Origin of the sequence: Hafnia paralvei, from assembly GCF_020150375.1 — a bacterium.
Taxonomy (GTDB): domain Bacteria; phylum Pseudomonadota; class Gammaproteobacteria; order Enterobacterales; family Enterobacteriaceae; genus Hafnia; species Hafnia paralvei.
Genome location: NZ_CP083737.1, coordinates 2,391,821 through 2,414,784, shown reverse-complemented (window position 1 = coordinate 2,414,784; position 22,964 = coordinate 2,391,821). Strand labels below are relative to the sequence as shown.

The window sequence follows — 22,964 nt, the reverse complement described above, 5'->3', positions numbered from 1 at the left end:
CGCACCTATTCAACGCAAATATTCCTCGCAGTAATCAATCATTTGGTTAAACTACTGAGTAAATGGATGACTGCAATTGGGTTCCGCTCTATGCAATTACTGCGTTCTATTACGTTGTGCGTTCCAGTTTTTTATTGTGCCATCAACACACTTCCTGCCAAGGCCGATGATGAAATACTCACTCCGACGCAACAGTTACAGCTGTTCTATGGCAAAGACGATCGCATAAAAATAACCAACGTCACGCAATCGCCGTGGAATGCGATTGGCCAAATAGAAACAGAAAGCGGAAATTTGTGCACTGCAACGCTGATTACCTCGCGTTTAGTACTAACCGCAGGTCACTGTTTACTGACGCCTCCCGGCAAGATTGACCCTGCGATTGCCCTACGTTTCTCTTCGCATAATCAAAAATGGCGCTATGAAATAACTCAGTTGCGTACTTTGGTTGATCCTAAGCTCGGCAAACGCCTTAAAGCCGACGGAGATGGATGGATCGTGCCCTCTTCCGCCGCCCCCCAAGATTATGGCTTAGTGGAAATAGAGAGCGATCGGCTGCCGCCCATCGAACCACTGCCGTTATGGCAAGGCAACAGTAAACAGCTTACCGCAGAGTTAAAAGCCAACAAGCGTTTAGTCACACAGGCGGGTTATCCGCAAGACCATCTGGATGATTTATACAGCCATGAAAATTGTCTGGTAATGGGATGGGCACAAACGGGAGTTCTGAGTCATCAGTGCGATACGTTGCCCGGAGACAGTGGTTCGCCGCTGCTGATGACAACGGATAACGGCTGGCGGCTTATTGCTATTCAAAGCTCTGCACCCGCCGCCGAAAACCGCGCGCTAGCGGATAATAGAGCGGTGGCCGTCACCGCATTCAGTGACGGCCTAAAACGCCTAGTTCAACAAAATGCTAAGCCAAAATCTGATCAATAGCCTGCATGATACGTTTTTCTGAAATTGGGTACGGTGTACCCAGTTGCTGAGCGAAATAACTCACGCGCAGCTCTTCGATCATCCAACGAATTTCTTTGATTTCGGGCTCTCCGGCACGCTGTGCCGGTAGCTTATTGAGCATTTGCTTCCATGCCTGCTGTACCTGTTCGACCTTTAGCATTTGCGCACGATCACGATGAGGATCGGTCGCCACCTTCTCCAACCGCCGTTCGATGGCGTGCAGATAACGCTCCACATCAGGCAAACGCGATGCACCGGTAGCGGTGACAAAACCACGGTAGATAAGATTACCTACCTGATTTTTGATATCTGACAGCGCCAGCGCTAATGACATATCAACACGGCCTTTGAGCCGTTTATTAATGCCATTGGCCGTTGTGAGTATTTGTTCCACCTGACGCGCAATCGACACGACTTCGTCGTTAAGTTCTGCACGCACCTGTTCATGAAGTTGAGTAAAACCTTCTTCACTCCAGGCGGGGCCACCGTGTTTGGCAATCAATGAGTCGATACCGCAGGCGATACAATCATCAATCAAATCCAACACTTTGCCATAAGGATTGAAGTACAAGCCTAGCTTGGCTTTATTCGGCAACTTTTCGTGCAAATATTTTATCGGCGAAGGAATGTTGAGCAGCAATAAGCGACGCGAACCCTGCCACATTGCCTGCTGCTGTTCCTGCTCGGTTTCAAACAGCCGAATCGCGACGCTATCTTTTTCATCCACCAAAGCAGGAAATGCCTTCATCGAATAACCGCCGCGCTTCTGCTCGTAGCTCTGCGGGAGAGAGCCAAAGCTCCATACGTGTAAGCCCTGCTGTTCTATGCCATCGTCGGCCACTTCTGACAGCGTTTGCTGCACCTGACCTTTTAGCTGAGTTTTCAGCGCTTCAAGCGACTTACCTTCAGCCAGCGTTTTCTTTTTGTCGTCAATGACGCGGAACGTCATGCGCAGATGATCGGCAACCTGATCTAGCTGCCACTCTTCGCGTGACACTGTCACACCAGTCATGCGGCGTAGTTCGCGTTCCATCGACTCTAACAACGGCATTTCCAGCGGCGTTGCTCGGCCTAAAAAGGCTTCAGCATAGTTAGGTGCAGGAACAAAATTGCGTCGAATAGGTTTTGGCAGCGATTTAATCAGCGCAATCACCAATTCTCGGCGAATCCCCGGGATCTGCCAGTCAAAACCTGATTCTTCAATCTGGTTGAGTATCGCCAGCGGGATATGTACGGTGACACCGTCAGCGTCGGTACCTGGTTCGAACTGATAGGACAGACGAAGTTTAAACGCCCCTTGATGCCAAAAATTAGGATAATCAAGAGCGCTCACCCCCTGTGCTCCATCTTTAATCAGCATCGATTTTTCGAAATTGAGCAGTTCGGGATCGTTGCGGCTGGCTTTTTTCCACCAACTATCAAAATGGCGAGCGGAAACCACGTCATGACCGATGCGCTGATCGTAGAAACTGAACAACGCCTCATCATCAACTAAAATATCTCGACGACGAGATTTGTGCTCCAGCTCTTCCACTTCGGAACGCAAGCGCTGATTGGCACGGAAGAACGCATGACGCGTCTGCCAGTCGCCCTCCACCAGCGCATGACGGATAAACAGTTCGCGGCTCACCTGTGGATCGATACTGCCGTAGTTAACTTTACGAGCAGCCACAATGGGTAGGCCATACAGCGTGACTTTTTCCGTCGCCATCACTGCGCCCTGCGCCTTTTCCCAATGCGGTTCGCTGTAGCTTTTCTTAATCAGATGCTGCGCTAAAGGTTCGATCCATTCAGGATCGATGCGAGCCGCGATGCGCCCCCACAGTCGAGACGTCTCCACCAGCTCGGCAACCATCGTCCATTTAGGTGGCTTTTTAAATAGCGCGGAACCAGGGAAAATGGCAAATCGCGCATTTCGAGCACCGGTATACTCCTGCTTTTCAGTGTCCTTCTGGCCAACGTGCGATAGCAGACCACTCAGCAAAGAACAGTGAATCCCACGGAAATCACCTGGCACAGAGTTAATAGGAATACGTAACTCTTTAACCACCTGACGCAGTTGAGTGTAGATATCCTGCCATTCACGTACGCGTAAGTAGTTGAGATAATCAGTTTTGCATTGACGACGGAATTGATTCGACGAAAGCTCTTTTTGCTGCTCTTTGAGGTAATCCCACAAATTCACCAGCGATAGAAAATCGCTCTCTTTGTCAGCGAAGCGGCGATGTTTTTCATCCGAGGCTTGTTTCTTCTCACTCGGACGCTCACGAGGATCCTGAATAGACAGCCCCGACGTAATGATCATCACTTCGCGAACTGCGCCGTGCTTCTGCGCCTCCAGCACCATACGCGCCAAGCGAGGATCAATAGGCAACTGTGCCAACTGGCGTCCGAGCGGTGTAAGCTGTTGGTGCCCTTGTTCTGAAGTACTGACGGCACCCAGTTCCTCAAGAAGCCGCACACCGTCAAGAATATTGCGCTTATCGGGCGCTTCGACGAACGGAAATGCGGCAATATCGCCCAGTCCAAGCGACGTCATTTGTAGAATAACCGACGCTAAGTTAGTTCGCAGAATCTCAGGATCGGTAAACTCTGGGCGTGACAGGAAATCCTGTTCGCTGTAGAGACGGATACAGATACCTTCAGACACGCGACCGCAGCGTCCTTTACGCTGATTGGCCGAAGCCTGAGAAATCGGTTCAATCGGCAGGCGTTGAACCTTGGTTCTGAAACTATAGCGACTAATTCGCGCCGTGCCCGGATCGATAACGTACTTAATTCCCGGCACGGTCAACGAAGTTTCTGCCACGTTAGTTGCCAGCACAATACGGCGACCATGGTGGCTTTGGAAAACGCGATTTTGCTCGCTAGCTGACAAACGAGCATATAACGGAAGAATTTCGGTATGCGGCAAATTCAGCTTGGTGAGTGCATCGGCGGTATCACGGATTTCACGCTCGCCGCTCATAAAGATCAGGATATCTCCCGGTCCTTCTCGTCCAAGTTCATCCACGGCATCGAAAATCGCCTGAAGCTGGTCACGGTCGACATCATCAGCATCGTCCACCACGGGGCGATAACGCACTTCGACCGGATAGGTTCGCCCAGAGACTTCGATAATGGGCGCATTATTGAAATGACGCGAGAAACGCTGAGGGTCAATGGTCGCCGACGTAATGATCACTTTCAAATCGGGACGCTTAGGCAGTAGCTGGCGTAGATAGCCGAGAATAAAATCGATATTTAGACTACGTTCATGCGCCTCATCGATAATCAGGGTGTCATACTGCATCAACATGCGATCTTGCTGAATTTCAGCCAGCAAAATACCGTCGGTCATCAGTTTGACCAACGTGTTGTCACTCACCTGATCGTTAAAACGAACTTTATAGCCCACCGCGCCACCAAGCGTCGTATCAAGCTCATGCGCGATACGATCACCGACCGATCGAGCCGCTAAACGACGCGGCTGGGTATGGCCAATCAGACCTTTTACCCCACGCCCAAGCTCCAGACAAATTTTCGGCAGTTGAGTGGTTTTCCCCGACCCCGTTTCACCGGCAACGATCACAACTTGGTGATCGCGGATCGCGGCGAGTATTTCGTCTTTCTTTTGGCTAACCGGCAAGTTTTCCGGATAGGTAATTTTTGGACAGGCAGCACGTCGAGATTCCACGCGTTGCAGCGCGCTGGCCAGATCGACGGCAAGCGTATCAGCGATAGCCTGTTGGCTTTCAGCCTTTTTAACCTTTTTGGCGCCCTGTATGCGGCGCATCAAACGCTGTTTATCGCGCAGCATCAGTTCATCAAGCTGCGAGGCGATGGCGCTAAGCGGGGATGTCACAATCAATATTCCTTGAAACGGATGGCGGACAACAGGTGAAAATGTAAAACCACCGTTTATCTGTTGTTTTTAATGATGTCACTGAGACAAATTCTGTCTGTAATTGTATCACAGGCCAACGTTGGGCAGCAGTAGCACCGCCGCAATCTCTCTCACCCGCCGTTCATATCGCCATGCAGACAGAGCAGGCAATCTCGCCATATTCAATTTAATTGAACAAAGAGCTCGAATTATTGCGCTATCACTGATGGGGTTTTATGAATAAAGTGTCTTCCATGCGATGGACACAAGTCCTGATTTCAACAAATAGTCTGATAATACCTAACAGTATTAGGTCACAAGGAAATTACCATGAGCAAAGTATTAGTTCTTAAATCAAGTATTCTGGCTAACTACTCTCAGTCAAACGTTTTGGCTGATTACTTTGTCGAACAATGGCGCCAACAGCATAACGATGACCAGATTCAGGTACGTGATCTGGCTGCAGATCCAATTCCGGTTCTGGATGGAGAGTTAGTCGGTGCATTACGCCCTTCTGATGCGCCTTTGACACCTCGCCAACAGGATGCATTGGATCTGTCGAACACCTTGATTGAAGAGCTGAAAGCTTCCGACGTGATTGTGATTGCGGCCCCGATGTATAACTTCAACATCTCGACTCAGTTGAAAAACTACTTCGACCTAGTCGCGCGTGCCGGTGTGACGTTCCGTTATACCGAGGCCGGTCCTGAAGGTTTACTGAAAGGTAAAAAAGTCTACGTGCTGACCAGCCGTGGTGGTATTCACAAAGATACCGACACCGATCTGGTTACGCCTTACCTGCGCGTCTTCTTAGGCTTTATCGGCCTAACTGACGTAGAGTTCGTATTCGAAGAAGGAATCGCCTACGGCCCAGATATGGCAACTAAAGCGCAGCAAGATGCCAAAGCGCTGATCAGCCAATTGGCAACCGCATAATTCAATATTGCATTATCCCCTCTAGATCCTGTGTCCGGATGAGTGGTTAGTTAAAGAGTTATGATGCAGAAAGTAAAAACGCGCTCCTTGTGAGCGCGTTTGTTTATGAAGTCATCCCAACCTCTTCGCTAGGGCTTTCGGAGCCATTGGCCGTTAATGCCACGCACATATTCACCTGATGCTGCACGTTCCACCAGCTTTTGCCCCGCCATTTTAGCGACGTCTTCGCGGCTGATATGGTTATTATTCGCCACTTCTTGATACTTCTCCGCGCGCCCCGTATTGATTTGCTCGACCAGCGCTAACGTTTCTTTATCCTGCTTGAGTGCCACAATATAACCACTCAGCGTTTCCCCTACGCGACCTTGCTGTTTGGCTTGATCCAGCGTCAGAGCAAATACCGCGCTGCTGAAAAGTAGGCCTGCACCGAGCAATGCGATTAGCGATTTTCTCATCGGAATCTCCTTAAAACAGGCCAGATTGGGTTTTCAATAAATTCTCGACGTCTTTGTCCACTTTAATATGAATTTCATGCTCGATCTTGACGTTCATATTGATCGTAATCGGATCTTTAGGTGCTGCCACCTCAATCCGCGGTACACAGCCCGTCAAGGGCACACATACTATGGTAGCCAGTAGCCAAACCTTAAGGTTACTCATGCTCACTCCTCGCAGGGGTTGAGAGGCTTTGCTCCAGCCACTCCTGTAAATTATCGCCAAAACGTAAACTCCGCCAAAGCTCGAAAATATTCTCTTCATGATGATAGTTAAGCACCACCTCACGGTGTGCGTTCTGCTGAGGATTCACCCCTCGAATGGTTGCCGCCATCGTGAGCACCCCTAAATTACTTAAATTCACGTCGGCTCGCGAACGGCTGATCTCCATATAACGTAACCATTCAATCGCCGCTCCTGCCGCTAGATTATTTTCCGCCATCGCGTCGGCCATATCGGGATCGAGCCGTAGCGTCAGCATCGAAGAATTGTTGATCCAACCATTACGGATCAGCCACTGCTTATCTTTCAAATACAGCGGTAACTCTCCATCAACGCGGCCAGACATCGCAAACTGCTTCGGTTTGAGTGCGGTGAACAGTACGCTTAAATCAATGTCCTTCAGCCGCAGTACGGTTGAAGCTGGCTCTGGCAGGCGTAGCGCATCAAAACCGATATGTCCCTTGAGCATATCAACACCGACGTTAGACAGTACCAACGGCGAACTGTCGCTATAAGGATAGTAGCCCTGCAGGTCGGCTGAAATATTGCTCATTTCAAACAGGTTCGACAGATGTTTAATGCGCAGGCTGATTGGCTGTTTAGCGCCTAACTGCCAGATTTCGTTTTTTAAGCGATAGGCCATGACAAAGTCCAGTCCGCTCATTTCACCGTCTTTCAGCCACATTCCGGCATTCTTCACCACCATATGACCACCGGCTTCGAAGCCTTGTGCACGCGCAGCAGAAAAAGCCGCTTGGGCGTAGAAGTCACCATCGCGTAGCGTGATATTCAAATCAGGCGATAACAGGGGTTGGAATACCGCCGTTGGCTGCTTGGCCCACCAAGCCTCTCCACGTAGTCTTTCGCCATCCCAGCGTCCATTGAGCTTAATGGGGCCAATGCGTTCGGCATGCAAATCGCCTTTGAGCAAAAAATGGTCCGGTGCAGAGCCCTGAGCCGCAAGGTTCAAAACCGCATGCGGCAGATACCCCCCGTTCTCAAACTCGACTTTGCGGGTATCGAGGATAAATGCGCCGTTGAATTTTGGCTGTTGTTCATCACGAACCCACTCGACGGGTTGCCCGATGGAAAGCCGTGGCTTCATTACCGTCATCATACCGTAATGAATCTTATCGAATCCGGTAGAAAGCTGGGTCAAGCGTATCACATTACCGATCCACTCCCCGCGCCCACCGACGTCCCACTTAGCGGCAAGCGGTGGCAGATCGCCATTGCCCCAATATTGCCACTGCCAACGTCCTTGGTCGGGAAGAAATTGTGCCGCCTGCCCGTCAAGGTGAAGTTTGAAGCTTCCCCAATAGCTATCTTTTACGCGCATGATGGCCTGAAGACGCCCTGTGACACCTTCAGCGTTGAGCTTAATTCCGGCCAGCGGCCAGCGAACTTCTTGCAACGTCGTCTGAGCATCCAGCTTGCCCCATGCGCGCAACAGCGAACCGCTGTCTAACGTTAGCAACGGATTCAATACACTTCCGGTTAGCTGTCCTGGAATCGACGCCGTTAGGGAAAGGTTTTGGCTATTGACGAGTCCAGTGACCCGAAACGCCATGCTGCTGTCAATCACACTGAGCTTGCCCGGCCCAAGATTGACTACCACGTTGCCTTTGCCGTGAGCGCCCTGAGTCAGCACATTCATTCGCGCTTCAATCTGCGTTTGCTGGTAGTTTTTATCCCAGTCCGTCAGCGTGACATCAATACCGCCCTGCAATGGCTGCTGCGCATAAGGCCAACGCCACTGCCCTTTGTTGATATGAATCTCGTGGCGGCTTACCGTCCACGGTAAATTCGCTAACGGCGTTTTATCGCCCTTAGCAATAATCGTTAAATTGCCCTGCTTGTTTTTCCACGAAGAAATCACCTGTAAAGGCGCATCAATAAATGGCGTTTTCAACTGTGCCTGCATCGCACCGCTGCGCGGTAATGACGCCAGATCCAACGGAATTTGCAGCTCGCCATCGAGCTCAAGCGGTTGATCGCTTTGTGGCACTTTCAGCGAAAGCTTTTTCAACGTGAGTTTCTGCTTGTCATCCAGACGTGCATCGACACTAAGACGATCGCTGCGATAGCGGATGGTCTGTCCATCCACATTGTTAGCAACGCTAATTGCCCCAGCATAATCCTGCCACGGACTGACAATAAGATGGTTCACTGCGATATCAAACAGCGGGAGAGACTGTTGGATTTTATCCAGCTCAAGCGGCGCCGAGGGGGAGTCTGAGGAAGGCAGTTTTTCCAAGCACTGGGTATTTACATCCAGCGTTTCCGCCAACATCTGCCAGCGCCCTTGGTGATAGCGTAAACGCGCCTGCGATAGATCGCCCAAGCGGCAGTCCCCAGCCTGATAGCTCAGTCCTGGGAGATGCAATGCCCCGTTCGACCAAAACGGACGTTCGCTAAAACGTACCGTCGTCCCCGTAGGAAGCCAATGTTGTATAACCGACGGCAGCCAATGTGCCACCGTTAACCAGAGAAACGTTAATGCCAATAATATGGCGATCAGCGCTGCAAATAACCTTTTGAGCCACTTGATCATAATTCGCCTTGCTTTTCAATAAACAGCCGCAACATATCATAATAATGGATGCATCTGAATGAATCGGGCAAAATCCTAGATAAATGTGGTCGTTGATACGATGGCTGAGCTCAAATTTCGTTCAGCGACATCTTTCATTTTAGGTTCAACGACAATACGTTTATGTTTACCCGCCGCCGCTGGCCGCTTTGTTTCTTTTGGCCATTTTTGCTATCATGATCACATCTTTTTGGTGGAGAATCCTCTATGAAGCTCGCGATTTATAGTACTAAACAGTATGACCGTAAGTATCTAGAACTAGTAAATAAAGAATTCGGTTTCGAGCTGGAGTTTTTTGACTTTTTACTCAGCGCTAAAACAGCAAAAGTCGCACAGGGCTGTGAGGCGGTTTGCATTTTTGTGAACGACGATGCGAGCCGCGAAGTGCTCACCGAGCTGGCCGCTCTGGGCGTTAAAATCATTGCATTACGCTGTGCTGGTTTTAATAACGTTGATTTAGTTGCCGCCAAAGAGTTGGGGTTGCAGGTCGTTCGCGTTCCAGCCTACTCCCCAGAAGCCGTAGCTGAGCATGCCGTAGGCTTAATGATGAGCCTGAACCGCCGTATTCATCGCGCCTATCAGCGTACCCGTGACGCCAATTTCTCGCTGGAGGGTTTGATTGGTTTTAACATGCACAACCGTACCGCGGGCGTTATCGGCACCGGTAAGATTGGCGTGGCGACCATGCGGATCTTGAAAGGCTTTGGTATGAAGCTGCTGGCGTACGACCCATACCCTAACCCACAGGCGTTAGAGTTGGGCGCTGAGTATGTCGATTTGAAGACGCTGTACGAAAAATCTGACGTGATTACCCTGCATTGCCCACTCACACCTGAAAATCATCATCTGCTGGATGCCAATGCGTTTAGCCAAATGAAGAGTGGCGTGATGATTATTAATACCAGCCGTGGTGGTCTGATCGATTCTGACGCCGCCATTGAGGCGCTGAAGCAGCAAAAAATTGGTTCGCTGGGGATGGACGTCTACGAAAACGAACGCGATCTGTTCTTCGAAGATAAGTCTAACGACGTTATTCAGGACGACGTATTCCGTCGCCTGTCTGCCTGTCATAACGTGTTGTTTACCGGTCATCAGGCATTCTTAACCGAAGAGGCGCTAACCAGCATTTCTGAAACCACACTGGGTAACATCCGTGCCCTCGCAAACGGTGAACATTGCGACAATCTACTGACCGCTTAGCGCTCGGGGTCGGATAGCGATAGAGACGAAACCCCAGTTTTGGCTGGGGTTTTTTATGGATGATTCAGGAGGAAATATTGGCGTTAAGCGCCATCGTCAAATCAGACCGTCTGGTCTGCCAATAATGCCTGACGATAATGAGTTAAACGTTGATTGAACAGCTCTCGCTGTTTGACCGACATGTTGCCACACACCTTGCTGGCATCTACCTCACGGCCTTGAGACTCCATTAACGCAATACTACTGGCAAGAAAGTCCATGCTGCCTTCGCCAAAATGACTTCCATCACTGGTTGAAACACGCGATGCGGTAGTCTTTACCATTGTGCACACTCCTCTTTCTGATTATGAAAAAAGGCTTATATGCTGCGCTATATCTAGTATTACCTAGATGGACTCCGGCGACTAAACACTGCGTGCTTGTATTTAAAGCAATTTCGTGTCGACGATCGCATTTTGGCGTTCCATGATGTAAATCATGTTGCCGTGGTAGCCAGTTTCTTTACGCAGCAGGAAGCCACATTTTTCAGCTAAGTGGATTGAACGAACGTTATCTTGGTCGATGATGCAACACACCGGCGTTTTCAGTACTTCATCAGCCCAAGCAAGCACACATTTTGCCGCTTCTACGGCATAACCTTTGCCATGAAAAGCAGGGTTGAACGTCCACCCCATCTCCGGGTAACGCAAACGTGGCTCGATATCGCGATGGTTTTCAGCCAGACCAATATTGCCAATGTATTGCTGTGTGCTCTTATCGAAAACGGCCCAATAGCCATAATCAAAAAGCGCCCAGTTACCTGTATAGCGTAACAGACGCTGCCAAACTTGCTCGGGAGTTTGTGGTTCTCCCCCAATAAATTTTACGATCTCAGGATCGGCCCACATCGCGCACAGGTCAGCAAAATCATCAAGCCTGTGTGCACGAAGAATCAAACGTTCTGTCATTAATACCGGCGTATCGAGCACCATAACATCCTCTAAATATTCGTCTTTGTTGATTTATAAACCGAAATAAATAGCTGAAGCAAACAAAACCATATTGGGTAAAGGGTTTTTATATAAAAAATAAATTCACATCCGATGAAATGTGTCATCTATCACAGCAAACGAGTAAAATAGCGTGAGCTTTTGGAAAGTTACCGCCAATTATTCTGTAAAAATAGTTTGAGGCAATATAATGAAATTCAAAGCTGTATCTCTGGCATTAAGCACGGTTTTACTTGCTGCCTGTACGACTCAGGCACCGCAAACTTTACAACAAAGCGATCTACTGCATCGCCATTTTGTTTTGCAAAGCGTAGACGGAAAAACGATTGGCGGCGATAAAAACCGTATGGAACCAGGCATTGAGTTTGGCGAGAAAATGCATGTTTCTGGCGCAATGTGTAACCGCTTTATGGGCCAGGGAGAACTGCAAAACAATATATTGAAAGTTGAGCATCTAGCATCAACCCGTATGGCGTGTATCGACCCAGCACGCGCAGCGCTAGATCCCATCATTACCGACGTGTTGAGTCAGGGTGCAGAGGTTTCACTGATTAAAGGACAATTGACGCTGAAGAATGCCAACCATACGCTGGTATATCAGCAGAAAGATTGGATGTAACCCAACTTCATCGAATACACAAAGCCGGCTGCTGTTATGGCCGGCCTATTCATTTTTCTAAAGTATGCCCTACCGCGTTAATTCGCTGGACAAGCGCCGCGCACCAAAGCCGATTCACCACAGCGTTTACCATCAGGTAATTGGCACATCCCTACGGAACTACCGTCAAGTTGACTTGAGAGCGCCAGAGTCCCCCCCGCCAGCGCACAGTTTTCAACGGCGGCGTCCGACATATCAATACGCTGATGAACGTTAGCACTGGTTGCCTGTTGTTCAGGTTCACTGCTACATGCCGACAACAGAATGCCCGCCGCGAGCACCAACCCAAGTTTAGCTATCATGTCTACCCTCTCCTCTAAACCCTAAAGACTGTTTATCGATGATCCTATGTCGGCGTATTTTTAGCGTTCGGATTTTACACAAACATATTTAACGCCAGTATATTTTTACACTGAACAACCTGAATACGAAGCGATGACTCATTTAAGGTACGCATACTTGTTTTTCCGACGGGCGGGTTAGGCTAAAATCATCGGTTTCAGCAGTCTGGGCGTACCATAAAATAATTATTCGTTTTTACGCTTAATCGTTCTGCAAAACAATAAAATTACAGCGAGAGGAACAAATGATTACTGATTTATTGCTGCGCGTCGTATTAGCGGGTTTTCTTGGCGGCCTCATCGGCATTGAACGCCAGTTGCGCGCTAAGGAAGCCGGCCTGCGCACGCACGTCCTGGTTGGTATCGGCAGCGCCATGTTTATGATCGTGTCCAAGTATGGATTCAACGACATCTTGATGGAATCACACGTCGGCCTAGACCCTAGCCGTATCGCGGCACAGGTTGTCAGCGGAATGGGCTTTCTCGGCGCGGGCACCATTATGATTCAAAAACAAGTGGTGAGAGGACTCACTACCGCTGCCGGTCTTTGGGTCACTGCGGCCATTGGCTTGGTTATCGGGAGTGGTATGTATGAAATCGGTATCTACGGCACGTTAATGACGTTGATTGTGCTTGAGGTTTTCCGCCAGCTTAGCAATCGTCTGATCGGTCATCACCATTCGGTGATTATTCAGCTATTGCCTGCCAGCGTGTCTGGAATTTTATTAGCGTTACAACAGATGCGCCTAAAGCCAGGTTATTTAACCGTAAACCAGCATGATAACGATACCGAGCTATGCGAGATGTCACTGGAATTAACGCTTCGTCCAAAACAAGATATCAGTGACGTATATCAGAAATTGCAGCAGGTGAACGGCGTACATTTTATCGATATTCGATAATCCACTATCTGCCCCGTCAGTTCTCCAATAAGGTATTTTTTAATCGTTCTTATTGGAGAACATGACAATATGTAAATTAATATTAATTCCCTTCCTTTACTGTTAATTTCTCGTCCCCCCAATTTCATCAATGCCATGAAACTGACAAGCTCGCTAATTATGCTTTGCTATGATGAAAACATGACGAGACGTGGCTCGATTGTTACTGCTGCGTCCAATGTAATATATCCGAATGATTTCAAACCCCCGCCAATACAGGTTGTTTGGAGGATGACGGGTATTAGATAGTGAGCACAAAAGGTACATTTAATGATCACCACTGATGGTAATAACGCAGTGGCTTCCGTGGCTTTCCGAGCCAGTGAAGTTATCGCTATATATCCTATTACGCCAAGTTCTACCATGGCGGAACAAGCGGACTCTTGGTCAGGCGATGGACGCCGAAATATCTGGGGAGACATCCCACGCGTTGTTGAAATGCAGTCCGAAGGTGGCGCGATAGCTACCGTTCACGGCGCATTGCAAACAGGTGCGCTGGCGACCTCTTTTACCTCATCGCAGGGGCTCCTGCTGATGATCCCCAATCTGTATAAATTGGCCGGGCAGCTTACGCCTTTTGTCCTGCACGTCGCTGCCCGTACTGTGGCAACCCATGCGTTATCCATTTTTGGCGATCACTCCGACGTCATGGCCGTGCGTCAAACGGGCTGTGCCATGCTGTGTGCCAACAGCGTGCAGGAAGCGCAGGACTTTGCGCTTATTGCCCACATGGCAACGCTCAATAGTCGCGTACCCTTTATTCATTTCTTTGATGGTTTCCGAACCTCGCATGAAATCAATAAAATTGTCCCGCTGTCTGACGATACACTCAGAACACTGCTACCCCAATCAGCGATTGATGCCCACCGTGCCCGAGCGCTGACACCTGACCATCCGGTAATCCGCGGCACATCAGCGAATCCTGATACCTATTTCCAATCCCGTGAGGCGACTAACCCTTACTACGACGCGACCTATCAACATGTCGCTGACGCCATGCAGGCGTTTGGGGACGTTACCGGCCGCCACTACCAGCCTTTCGAATATTATGGTCATCCCGAAGCCGAGCGCGTCGTTATCCTGATGGGCTCCGCCATCGGCACCTGTGAAGAAGTTGTCGATACTCTTCTTAGCCGTAATGAAAAAGTCGGTGTGCTCAAGGTGCGTTTGTTCCGCCCCTTCTCTGCACAGCAGTTACTGAAGGTGCTGCCGGACTCTGCCACACGGATTGCCGTTCTGGATCGTACCAAAGAGCCTGGCGCATTAGCCGAGCCACTTTATCTGGATGTCATGACCGCGCTGGCGGAGTCATTTAGTCGTGGCGAACGCAACACCCTGCCACGCGTTATTGGCGGTCGTTATGGCCTCTCATCGAAAGAGTTTGGCCCCGACTGTGCGTTGGCCGTCTTCAATGAATTGAAGCTGGAAAATCCACGTCCACGCTTTACCGTGGGGATATTCGATGACGTTACTGGGCTCTCTTTGCCGCTCAGCGACGAACTGTTACCACAACGTACTCGCTTAGAAGCGCTGTTCTATGGTTTAGGCAGCGACGGCACCGTCTCTGCGACCAAGAACAATATCAAGATTATCGGTAATAGCACCCCGCTGTTTGCCCAAGGCTATTTTGTTTACGACTCCAAGAAAGCCGGTGGGTTAACGGTTTCCCATCTGCGGGTGAGCGACAACCCGATTAATTCAGCTTACTTGATCAACCAAGCCGATTTTATTGGCTGTCATCAATGGCAGTTTATTGAAAAATATCAAATGGTTGAACACCTAAAAACGGGTGGCATCTTCCTTATCAATACCCCTTACAGCGCGGATGAAATCTGGCACAACCTACCCCGCGATGTCCAAGCACTGCTTCATCAGCGTCAGGCGCAGGTGTATATCATTAACGCGGCAAAAATTGCCCGTGAATGCAAACTCGGCTCGCGCATCAATACCGTTATGCAGATGGCGTTCTTCCATCTTACGGGCGTATTGCCAAGTGATGATGCGTTGAAATTGCTGCAGGATGCGATCACCCGCAGTTACAGCAGCAAAGGGAATGAAATCGTTGAACGCAACTGGCAGGCACTTGCCGCATCGCGGGCAGCGCTAACAGAAATTCCGCTACAGCCCATTGATGACACTAGCAGCCTGCGCCCACCTGTCGTTTCCGATGACGCACCAGACTTCGTTAAAACGGTTACTGCCGCCATGCTGGCGGGTCTTGGTGATGCCTTACCGGTTTCCGCATTCCCACCCGATGGCACATGGCCAACCGGCACGACGCGTTGGGAAAAACGCAATATCGCCGAAGAAATCCCTATCTGGGAAGCGCCACTGTGTACCCAGTGTAATCACTGCGTTGCCGCCTGCCCGCACTCGGCTATTCGCGCCAAAGTCGTGATGCCGGAAGCCATGGAACATGCGCCGGACTCATTACACTCATTGGATGTCAAAGCACGCGATATGCGTGGACAAAAATATGTGCTGCAGGTCGCCCCAGAGGATTGCACCGGCTGTAACCTTTGTGTTGAAGTCTGCCCAGCTAAAGATCGCCAAAATCCTGAGATAAAAGCGATCAATATGAAGTCCCGACTTGACCATCTCGCCGAGGAAAAAGAAAACTTTGATTTCTTCCTCGACCTACCGGAAATCGATCGCAGCAAAATCGAGCGAATCGATATTCGCACCTCACAGCTGATTTCACCGCTGTTTGAATACTCTGGCGCATGCTCTGGCTGTGGCGAAACGCCGTACATCAAATTACTCACCCAACTGTATGGCGACCGTTTATTAATCGCCAACGCCACCGGCTGTTCATCTATCTATGGCGGTAACTTGCCCACCACGCCGTATACCACTAACGCCGACGGACGTGGTCCTGCTTGGGCAAACTCACTGTTTGAGGATAATGCTGAGTTTGGCCTCGGTTTCCGCTTGACGATCGATCAGCATCGCCAGCGCGTGAATCGCCTACTCGATAGTCTGGCAGAACAGTTGCCGCAGGAACTGCTGAATGAACTACGCCAACCGGATCTCCCCATTGAAGAGCGCCGCATTCAGGTTGAAAAACTGCGTGTAGAACTGCAAAACATCGACTCTGATGATGCTCGTCAGTTGATCACGGATGCAGACTATCTGGTAGATAAATCGGTTTGGTTGATTGGTGGCGATGGCTGGGCTTATGACATCGGCTTTGGTGGACTCGACCATGTGCTGAGTCTGACGGAGAACATCAATGTTCTGGTGCTCGATACACAATGCTATTCCAATACCGGCGGTCAACAGTCCAAAGCAACACCATTAGGCGCGGTGACCAAATTTGGCGAGCATGGAAAGCGCAAAGCGCGTAAAGATTTGGGCGTTAGCATGATGATGTATGGTCATGTGTATGTCGCGCAAATTTCTCTCGGTGCTCAGCTAAACCAAACGGTAAAGGCTATTCAGGAAGCCGAAGCCTATCCGGGTCCTTCCCTGATCATTGCTTACAGTCCGTGTGAGGAACATGGCTATGATCTGGCCTACAGCCACGAACAGATGAAGCAGCTCACTGCGACTGGGTTCTGGCCACTGTATCGCTTTGACCCGCGCCGCAGCGATGAAGGCCAACTGCCGTTGGCGCTTGACTCTCGGCCACCATCGATTGATCTGGCCGATACCTTGCTAAAAGAGCAGCGTTTCCGCCGCTTGAACACGCAGGAGCCGGAAGTTGCCCAACAACTGTATCGCGATGCAACTGCCGATCTGAAGAAACGCTTTGAGTTCTTAAGCCAGTTGGCGGGAAAACCTCTGTCTGACGATACTGAATAACGCTCAGTTAGGCGGTTATATTAAAAGCGGTGCCTCCATTGGCGCCGCTTTTTTATTAATGCAGGTTTATTAATACATTGGCGCCAACGAATAAGAATACATCCCCGATCCGCACTATTCCGATAAACGGCTTCACCAATAAGCTATTTTCACTAAAAGCGTTCATCTAGATATACGCTCACATTATCAATAGTCACAACCTTGATAAGTTGTATGTGTCATTTTGATATTGCGTGGAGAACAATCAGAAATATACCGCTATTAAAAATTGACGCAGCGCATCTTAGCTAAGGCACTGCTGATGTTTTAACCAGTCACGCCAGAATAAATGTGATACGTTGCACAATTGGCTATTTCCTTAGCCTTCAATAAGTCATTTTCCCTAATCTTTGCATGCTATGTGCATAACCGGAACAAACTTATAATTAACCGGATGTGGGTGAGGTCGTTATGAATCGATTTGTTATTGCTGATGCTAAGAACTGCATCGGTTGCCGTGCCTGTGAAGTTGCCTGTGTAATGGCTCACAACCATGGTGAACATGTGCTGACTCCCGCACAATTCCAGCCAAGGATCCATGTGCTCAAAATTGAGCATAAACACACCGCCGTATTATGCCGCCATTGTGAAGATGCACCTTGCGCTAACGTGTGCCCCAATCACGCCATTGAGAAACGTGATGACAGCATTCAGGTTATTCAGGAAAAATGTATCGGCTGTAAAACCTGCGTCGTCGCATGTCCTTTCGGCGCAATGGAAGTGATTACACACCCAGCGCCTAGCGAAACCCAACCCGATGGCGTATTCGCTAACGCACATAAATGTGATTTATGTGCCGGTGTTGCAGATGAACCCTCTTGCGTCGCCAGTTGCCCAAGCAATGCGCTAAAACTGATTGACGATCATGTACTCAACAATCTTCGTCATCAGCGCCAACTGCGCGCCATGATGAATGACGATTCAGGTTTACTCTTCGACGGTAGCGCCAGTAAAACGATTCAGTCAGCAACCCCCATTATCATGCCTACCACCAGCGCTAAAACGAAAGGTAAAACCAGCAAAGTTCCACAGATGCTGAATACGCCAGCGCGCCACGATCCGGTGAAAAAACCGATTGCGATCCGTAAGGCACAATTCGTAGAAATTTATCCGACGTTTACTCAAGAAGAAGCCAGTGGTCAAGCAAGCCGCTGCCTCTCATGCGGCAGCCACAGCGTTTGCGAATGGACCTGTCCTTTGCACAACCGCATTCCACACTGGGTAAAATTGGTGAAAGAAGGCAGGATTTTGGAAGCCGTAGAGCTTTCTCATCAAACCAACTGTCTCCCAGAAGTGACCGGCCGTGTATGTCCACAAGATCGCCTTTGCGAAGGCTCTTGCACGTTAGGCAACGAGTTTGGCGCCGTCACGGTGGGCAATATCGAACGCTTCATTTCAGACAAAGCATTTGAAATGGGCTGGACGCCCGATCTTTCATACGTCAAGCCCGTTGATAAACGCGTTGCCATCATCGGTGCTGGACCTGCTGGATTGGGGTGTGCCGATATTCTTGCCCGTAACGGTATCAAGGCGGTGGTCTTCGACCGTCATCCTGAAATCGGTGGCCTGCTCACTTTTGGTATTCCATCTTTCAAACTGGATAAATCTATTCTCGCACATCGCCGTGAGATCTTTAGCGCCATGGGTATTGAGTTCCGCTTGAACACGGAAATTGGCCGCGATATTACGCTAACCGAACTATTAGACGAGTATGATGCCGTGTTTGTTGGCACCGGCACCTACCAATCAATGAAAGCGGGCTTGGAAAATGAAGACGCAGACGGCGTTCATGACGCCCTGCCTTTCTTGATTGCCAATACTAAACAGGTCATGGGATTACCCGAGCTCCCAGACGAACCTTACATCAGCATGGCCAACAAACGTGTCGTGGTGCTTGGCGGCGGAGATACCGCGATGGACTGCGTGCGGACATCCATTCGCCACGGTGCTGAAACGGTAACTTGTGCTTACCGTCGCGATGAAGCCAACATGCCAGGCTCCAAGAAAGAAGTCAAAAATGCGCGTGAGGAAGGCGTCGAGTTCGAATTTAACGTGCAGCCACTGAGCATTGAAATTGATGACGAAGGCAAAGTCACGGGTATTCGGATGCTGAGAACCGTCATGGGTGAACCTGACGCAGCCGGTCGCCGTCGCCCTAAACCCGTTCCTGGGTCTGAGTTTGTGATGCCTGCCGATGCTGTGGTTATCGCTTTCGGCTTTAACCCCCACAAAATGCCGTGGCTTGAGTCTGAAAATGTGAAACTAGACAAATGGGGACGCATTGTCGCCAGCGTTGAAACCACAGTTCCATATCAAACCAGCAATAAAAAAATATTTGCAGGTGGTGATGCGGTGCGTGGCGCTGACCTAGTTGTAACAGCGATTGCTGAGGGTCGTCATGCCGCAGACGGCATAATGCAGTATCTACATGTCCCTGTTCAGCGCCCAACAATAACCCCAGAGAATGCAGCATAAAATACGTATCAGTATAATTAATACAAGCAGACTTCGGTCTGCTTTTTTATTGCTAAAATGAAAAATAAAGTGTGACTGTAAATGCAAAAAAAGAAATAAGTGATTTGCAATTAAAAATAAATCATTGCTAACTTAATCAAAAATTACAAACTAATTAATTTAATTGAAATATTCACGAAACGAATAAAGATTACCGCAGTCATTTTTAATCTTACTTTTAATAAACTTATTACAAATTACATTTACAGGTAAATGGAACTTAATCGTTAGCATCTAATGGCTGTAATGATTGATTACAACCTATGGATTACGTGTTTTTATTCACACAGAAAATAATTAGGAATTTATCATGAAAAGAAAAGTATTGGCGATGGTTATCCCAGCTCTGTTAGCGGCTGGCGCAGCACACTCCGCAGAAGTTTATAATAAAGACGGTAACAAGCTGGATGTGTATGGCAAAGTTGATGGTCTGCACTATTTCTCTGACGACTCAAGCAAAGATGGCGACCAGTCATACGTGCGTGTAGGTTTCAAAGGTGAAACTCAGATTACAGACCAACTGATCGGTTACGGTCAGTGGGAGTATAACGTTCAGGTGAATAACACCGAAGGCAACGGCAGCGACGGTAACTTTACCCGTCTGGGCTTTGCTGGCCTGAAATTTGGTGACTACGGCTCATTCGACTACGGTCGTAACTACGGCGTTCTGTACGACGTGGAAGGCTGGACCGATATGCTGCCAGAGTTCGGGGGCGACTCTTATACTCAGGCGGATAACTTCATGACAGGCCGCACTAACGGTGTTGCAACCTACCGTAACAATGGCTTCTTCGGTCTGGTTGATGGGTTGAACGTAGCCGTTCAGTATCAAGGTAAAAACGACGGTACGAATAACGACAACGAAAAACTGAGCAACAACTCACGCGATGTTCAGCACCAGAATGGCGATGGCTACGGTTTATCGACCACTTATGACTTCGGCATGGGCATTAGTGCGGGTGCTAGCTATGCATCATCAGATCGTACCGATCAGCAAAGTAATCTGTCCACCGCTCGCGGTGACAAAGCTGACGCATGGACTGTAGGTCTGAAATATGATGCTAATAACGTCTATTTGGCCACCATGTACGCTGAAACCAACAACATGACCCCATACGGTGACGGCGACAGCAATCAAATTGCGAATAAAACACAAAACTTTGAAGTCACTGCGCAATATCAGTTCGATTTCGGTCTGCGTCCAGAAGTCTCTTACCTACAATCTAAAGGCAAAGACCTCTATAGTGCCAATGCTCAAACATCTGCAAACAGCATTGGTGACAAAGATCTGGTTAAATACGTTTCTGTCGGTACGACCTATTACTTCAACAAAAACATGTCTACCTATGTTGATTATAAAATCAACCTGTTAGACAACGATGACAGCTTCTACAAAGACAACGGTATTTCTACCGATGACGTTGTTGCAGTAGGTCTGGTTTATCAGTTCTAATCAAGGTTAGTGTTACACCTTTTCTTCCCAACCGCAGTAGAGGTTACTGCGGTTTTTCTTTATCTATCAGCTGACAATCACTGTTGTTCTCCTTAATGGCTCATTAACTAAAGTCATTTACTTTTCCGTATTTCTCTGCGCTTAGCGCATTTAAAAACAAACACCTGCGCGTTCATGTATAATTTGAATTTAAAATTACAATAATATATATTAAATAGATTATTCAACGCCGAGAGTTTAAAATGTACGAAGATAATGAGATGAAGCTTTATATCATCCTTAATCGCAATCACGAAGTTAGCACATTAATGAATGCGGCCAGTCATCTTAGCGCTGGAATTACCGATTGTGCTAAAGAAATGCTATTTGATGCATATCCAAATGCCAGTTCGGGATTACAAGCCAATATGAGTCATTACCCTGTCGTGGTTTTACAAGCGAAGAACAGTAGCCAACTCGCTAGCGCGGTACAAAAAGCCAAAGATGCAGAAATAGCATATAACTTCTTTACGAACACGATGTTATCTCACTCCGCAGAGCAACAGATCGCTGATACGTTAAACACGGAAATAGATAATCTTGATTTTATTGCCATTGCCTTATTTGGTAACACAGAAAAACTGAAACCTATCACTAAAAAATTCTCAGTTTATAAATAGCCACATTTAATTAACCACGAAAAAAAAGCATGTCCTGAACCATGCTTTTTTACTTTAATCTCACATAACTTGTGTAATATATTTATTTTTTAATCATCGCCTGTACTTCCACTTCCACATCTAAACCCATCACCAGTTCACAGCTTATTGCTGAACGAGCAGGATAACCATGTTTAAAATAAGTAGCATATACCTGATTAAATTCTGCAAAGTGTTTCATATCGGATAACCAAACGGTTACTTTTACAATAGAGTCCATATCAGAGCCGCACTCTTTAAGAGTTTTGGCAATACTCTGCATAATATTTTCTGACTGATCCGTTACGCTGCCATAAAGCGGCTTGCCGTCTGGAGACATTGAAACCTGCCCCGACAGAAACAAGAAGTCGCCTGCACGTACCGCTTTGGCAAATGGAAACGGCAAATCACTGGCAAAACGCTGTAGGTTAGAAGACATACAATGCCCCTCAAAAGTGAAAAACTAAACAGAAATAATCCCATGAAGATACAGCACCGCTTGACCGCGAATAATCACGCGATCTTCCCCCTCTGCATTCGTATAAAGCCGACAACCTAACTGCCCTTTTCTGCAGCCGCCCTGTTGAGCGCTTAGATCGTCACGCCGAAGTTTTTCAGCCCAAATCGGCGCTAAGCAAGTATGAGCCGACCCCGTAACAGGATCTTCATTAACACCGACGTTTGGACCAAACCAGCGTGAAACGAAATCACAATCGTGCCCCGCAGCGGTTACCACCACGCCTCGCACTTGATATTGCGCAAGCAGCGAAAAGTCTGGTCGTAGAGCTTCCACTATTTCTGGCGAATCCACCAACACGATATAGTCATCGGCCTTGTAGACTTGGCGAATAGGCGTATTTAGGCTCAGCGCCTGCGCTAAACCTTCAGGAACATCAATGAGCTCCGGTTTTTTTGCGGGAAAATCCATCACCAAAAACTCACCGTCACGAGAAACACTCAGCACGCCGCTGCGCGTAGCGAATCTCAACGTATCCTGTGTCGCGCCACGTTGATTAAACAATACCCACGCCGTCGCCAGCGTCGCATGCCCACAGAGATCGACTTCCACGAGTGGCGTAAACCAGCGCAGTTCAATAATGTCGCTCTTTTGCACAAAGAATGCGGTTTCTGACAAATTGTTTTCTGCCGCAATTTTCTGAAGCACTTCATCCTCAACCCATTGTTCTAATGGGCACACCGCAGCTGGATTCCCGCCAAAAATTTGGGAGGTAAAGGCATCAACCTGAAAAATTTCAATTTGCATGATATTTCCCCAA

At 48.5% G+C, this 22,964-nt stretch carries 18 protein-coding genes; 9 read left to right on the top strand and 9 right to left on the bottom strand.

All coding sequences use genetic code 11. The annotated features are described in order from the left end of the window. The first annotated feature begins 66 nt into the window (after nucleotides 1–66). A complete protein-coding gene (locus K9N75_RS11460; RefSeq protein ID WP_020303750.1) occupies nucleotides 67–939 on the top strand; it encodes a trypsin-like serine peptidase in 873 nt (290 codons plus the stop codon). Here the strand turns inward: K9N75_RS11460 and hrpA are convergent. Continuing rightward, nucleotides 917–4,804 carry an ATP-dependent RNA helicase HrpA gene (hrpA, locus tag K9N75_RS11455; protein WP_224451620.1) on the bottom strand — a complete coding sequence of 1,296 codons (3,888 nt, stop codon included), beginning with the start codon at nucleotides 4,802–4,804 and terminating at the stop codon, nucleotides 917–919. The genes K9N75_RS11460 and hrpA overlap by 23 nt on opposite strands. Nucleotides 4,805–5,155: 351 nt before the next feature. On the opposite strand from hrpA, the gene K9N75_RS11450 reads away from it, so the two are divergent. Beyond that, nucleotides 5,156–5,761, top strand: a complete 606-nt coding sequence (locus K9N75_RS11450; protein ID WP_008813470.1) for an FMN-dependent NADH-azoreductase — start codon at nucleotides 5,156–5,158, stop codon at nucleotides 5,759–5,761. 128 nt (nucleotides 5,762–5,889) lie between these two features. On the opposite strand, the gene K9N75_RS11445 is transcribed toward K9N75_RS11450, so the two are convergent. Genes K9N75_RS11445 through K9N75_RS11435 form a run of 3 tightly spaced genes read right to left on the bottom strand, consistent with a single transcriptional unit; the run spans nucleotide 5,890 to nucleotide 9,032 of the window. Beyond that, nucleotides 5,890–6,216, bottom strand: a complete 327-nt coding sequence (locus tag K9N75_RS11445; protein ID WP_008813469.1) for a YdbL family probable chaperone protein — start codon at nucleotides 6,214–6,216, stop codon at nucleotides 5,890–5,892. A 10-nt stretch (nucleotides 6,217–6,226) separates the two neighbouring features. Beyond that, on the bottom strand, nucleotides 6,227–6,421 hold the full coding sequence (locus K9N75_RS11440) for a YnbE family lipoprotein (protein ID WP_008813468.1): 195 nt from the start codon (nucleotides 6,419–6,421) through the stop codon (nucleotides 6,227–6,229). Next, the gene (locus tag K9N75_RS11435; RefSeq protein WP_224451619.1) at nucleotides 6,414–9,032 is read right to left on the bottom strand and encodes a YdbH family protein; all 2,619 of its coding nucleotides are present in this window, start codon (nucleotides 9,030–9,032) and stop codon (nucleotides 6,414–6,416) included. The genes K9N75_RS11440 and K9N75_RS11435 overlap by 8 nt, the downstream gene beginning before the upstream one ends. Before the next feature lie 246 nt (nucleotides 9,033–9,278). Here K9N75_RS11435 and K9N75_RS11430 point away from each other — a divergent pair, with 246 nt between their 5' ends. After that, complete coding sequence (locus tag K9N75_RS11430) at nucleotides 9,279–10,271, top strand: 2-hydroxyacid dehydrogenase (protein ID WP_004089812.1); 993 nt, start codon at nucleotides 9,279–9,281, stop codon at nucleotides 10,269–10,271. Between the two features lie 101 nt (nucleotides 10,272–10,372). Here K9N75_RS11430 and K9N75_RS11425 read toward each other — a convergent pair whose 3' ends face one another. Continuing rightward, on the bottom strand, nucleotides 10,373–10,594 hold the full coding sequence (locus tag K9N75_RS11425; RefSeq protein WP_008813466.1) for a glycogen synthase: 222 nt from the start codon (nucleotides 10,592–10,594) through the stop codon (nucleotides 10,373–10,375). Between the two features lie 102 nt (nucleotides 10,595–10,696). Beyond that, nucleotides 10,697–11,242: a GNAT family N-acetyltransferase gene (locus K9N75_RS11420; RefSeq protein WP_130961539.1), complete on the bottom strand. Its 546-nt coding sequence runs from the start codon at nucleotides 11,240–11,242 to the stop codon at nucleotides 10,697–10,699. A gap of 208 nt (nucleotides 11,243–11,450) precedes the next feature. Between K9N75_RS11420 and hslJ the strand changes: the two genes are divergently transcribed. Beyond that, nucleotides 11,451–11,879 (top strand): heat shock protein HslJ, encoded by a 429-nt coding sequence (hslJ, locus tag K9N75_RS11415; RefSeq protein ID WP_008813464.1) that lies wholly within the window; start codon nucleotides 11,451–11,453, stop codon nucleotides 11,877–11,879. 77 nt (nucleotides 11,880–11,956) lie between these two features. Here hslJ and K9N75_RS11410 read toward each other — a convergent pair whose 3' ends face one another. Beyond that, nucleotides 11,957–12,220: a putative hemolysin gene (locus K9N75_RS11410; protein WP_004089819.1), complete on the bottom strand. Its 264-nt coding sequence runs from the start codon at nucleotides 12,218–12,220 to the stop codon at nucleotides 11,957–11,959. Between the two features lie 284 nt (nucleotides 12,221–12,504). Between K9N75_RS11410 and K9N75_RS11405 the strand changes: the two genes are divergently transcribed. The 5 genes from K9N75_RS11405 to K9N75_RS11385 all read left to right on the top strand — a co-directional run bounded on the left by K9N75_RS11405 (nucleotide 12,505) and on the right by K9N75_RS11385 (nucleotide 21,669). Continuing rightward, on the top strand, nucleotides 12,505–13,161 hold the full coding sequence (locus tag K9N75_RS11405; RefSeq protein WP_004089820.1) for an MgtC/SapB family protein: 657 nt from the start codon (nucleotides 12,505–12,507) through the stop codon (nucleotides 13,159–13,161). 309 nt (nucleotides 13,162–13,470) lie between these two features. Then, on the top strand, nucleotides 13,471–17,004 hold the full coding sequence (nifJ, locus tag K9N75_RS11400) for a pyruvate:ferredoxin (flavodoxin) oxidoreductase (RefSeq protein ID WP_224451618.1): 3,534 nt from the start codon (nucleotides 13,471–13,473) through the stop codon (nucleotides 17,002–17,004). 450 nt (nucleotides 17,005–17,454) lie between these two features. After that, complete coding sequence (gene aegA / locus K9N75_RS11395) at nucleotides 17,455–19,518, top strand: formate-dependent uric acid utilization protein AegA (protein WP_199372013.1); 2,064 nt, start codon at nucleotides 17,455–17,457, stop codon at nucleotides 19,516–19,518. Nucleotides 19,519–19,867: 349 nt separating this feature from the next. Further along, the gene (gene ompC, locus K9N75_RS11390) at nucleotides 19,868–21,010 is read left to right on the top strand and encodes a porin OmpC (protein ID WP_039186749.1); all 1,143 of its coding nucleotides are present in this window, start codon (nucleotides 19,868–19,870) and stop codon (nucleotides 21,008–21,010) included. Between the two features lie 242 nt (nucleotides 21,011–21,252). Continuing rightward, nucleotides 21,253–21,669, top strand: coding sequence for a DUF2000 domain-containing protein (locus tag K9N75_RS11385; protein WP_130954845.1), 417 nt, complete (start codon nucleotides 21,253–21,255; stop codon nucleotides 21,667–21,669). A gap of 82 nt (nucleotides 21,670–21,751) precedes the next feature. On the opposite strand, the gene K9N75_RS11380 is transcribed toward K9N75_RS11385, so the two are convergent. Both K9N75_RS11380 and K9N75_RS11375 read right to left on the bottom strand, forming a co-directional pair. Continuing rightward, entirely contained in the window at nucleotides 21,752–22,126 is a 375-nt protein-coding gene (locus K9N75_RS11380) for a RidA family protein (RefSeq protein WP_039186755.1), read from the bottom strand. Nucleotides 22,127–22,150: 24 nt separating this feature from the next. After that, a complete protein-coding gene (locus K9N75_RS11375; protein ID WP_130975826.1) occupies nucleotides 22,151–22,951 on the bottom strand; it encodes a PhzF family protein in 801 nt (266 codons plus the stop codon). Between the last annotated feature and the right edge of the window lie 13 nt (nucleotides 22,952–22,964).

Coding starts and splice junctions, on each gene's coding strand:
- hslJ (WP_008813464.1), top strand. CDS start 11,451: ATGAAATTCAAAGCTGTATCTCTGGCATTAAGCACGGTTTTACTTGCT.
- K9N75_RS11385 (WP_130954845.1), top strand. CDS start 21,253: ATGTACGAAGATAATGAGATGAAGCTTTATATCATCCTTAATCGCAAT.
- K9N75_RS11460 (WP_020303750.1), top strand. CDS start 67: ATGACTGCAATTGGGTTCCGCTCTATGCAATTACTGCGTTCTATTACG.
- K9N75_RS11450 (WP_008813470.1), top strand. CDS start 5,156: ATGAGCAAAGTATTAGTTCTTAAATCAAGTATTCTGGCTAACTACTCT.
- K9N75_RS11445 (WP_008813469.1), bottom strand. CDS start 6,216: ATGAGAAAATCGCTAATCGCATTGCTCGGTGCAGGCCTACTTTTCAGC.
- K9N75_RS11420 (WP_130961539.1), bottom strand. CDS start 11,242: ATGGTGCTCGATACGCCGGTATTAATGACAGAACGTTTGATTCTTCGT.
- ompC (WP_039186749.1), top strand. CDS start 19,868: ATGAAAAGAAAAGTATTGGCGATGGTTATCCCAGCTCTGTTAGCGGCT.
- K9N75_RS11405 (WP_004089820.1), top strand. CDS start 12,505: ATGATTACTGATTTATTGCTGCGCGTCGTATTAGCGGGTTTTCTTGGC.
- K9N75_RS11435 (WP_224451619.1), bottom strand. CDS start 9,032: ATGATCAAGTGGCTCAAAAGGTTATTTGCAGCGCTGATCGCCATATTA.
- K9N75_RS11425 (WP_008813466.1), bottom strand. CDS start 10,594: ATGGTAAAGACTACCGCATCGCGTGTTTCAACCAGTGATGGAAGTCAT.
- K9N75_RS11375 (WP_130975826.1), bottom strand. CDS start 22,951: ATGCAAATTGAAATTTTTCAGGTTGATGCCTTTACCTCCCAAATTTTT.
- K9N75_RS11380 (WP_039186755.1), bottom strand. CDS start 22,126: ATGTCTTCTAACCTACAGCGTTTTGCCAGTGATTTGCCGTTTCCATTT.
- aegA (WP_199372013.1), top strand. CDS start 17,455: ATGAATCGATTTGTTATTGCTGATGCTAAGAACTGCATCGGTTGCCGT.
- K9N75_RS11430 (WP_004089812.1), top strand. CDS start 9,279: ATGAAGCTCGCGATTTATAGTACTAAACAGTATGACCGTAAGTATCTA.
- nifJ (WP_224451618.1), top strand. CDS start 13,471: ATGATCACCACTGATGGTAATAACGCAGTGGCTTCCGTGGCTTTCCGA.
- K9N75_RS11440 (WP_008813468.1), bottom strand. CDS start 6,421: ATGAGTAACCTTAAGGTTTGGCTACTGGCTACCATAGTATGTGTGCCC.
- K9N75_RS11410 (WP_004089819.1), bottom strand. CDS start 12,220: ATGATAGCTAAACTTGGGTTGGTGCTCGCGGCGGGCATTCTGTTGTCG.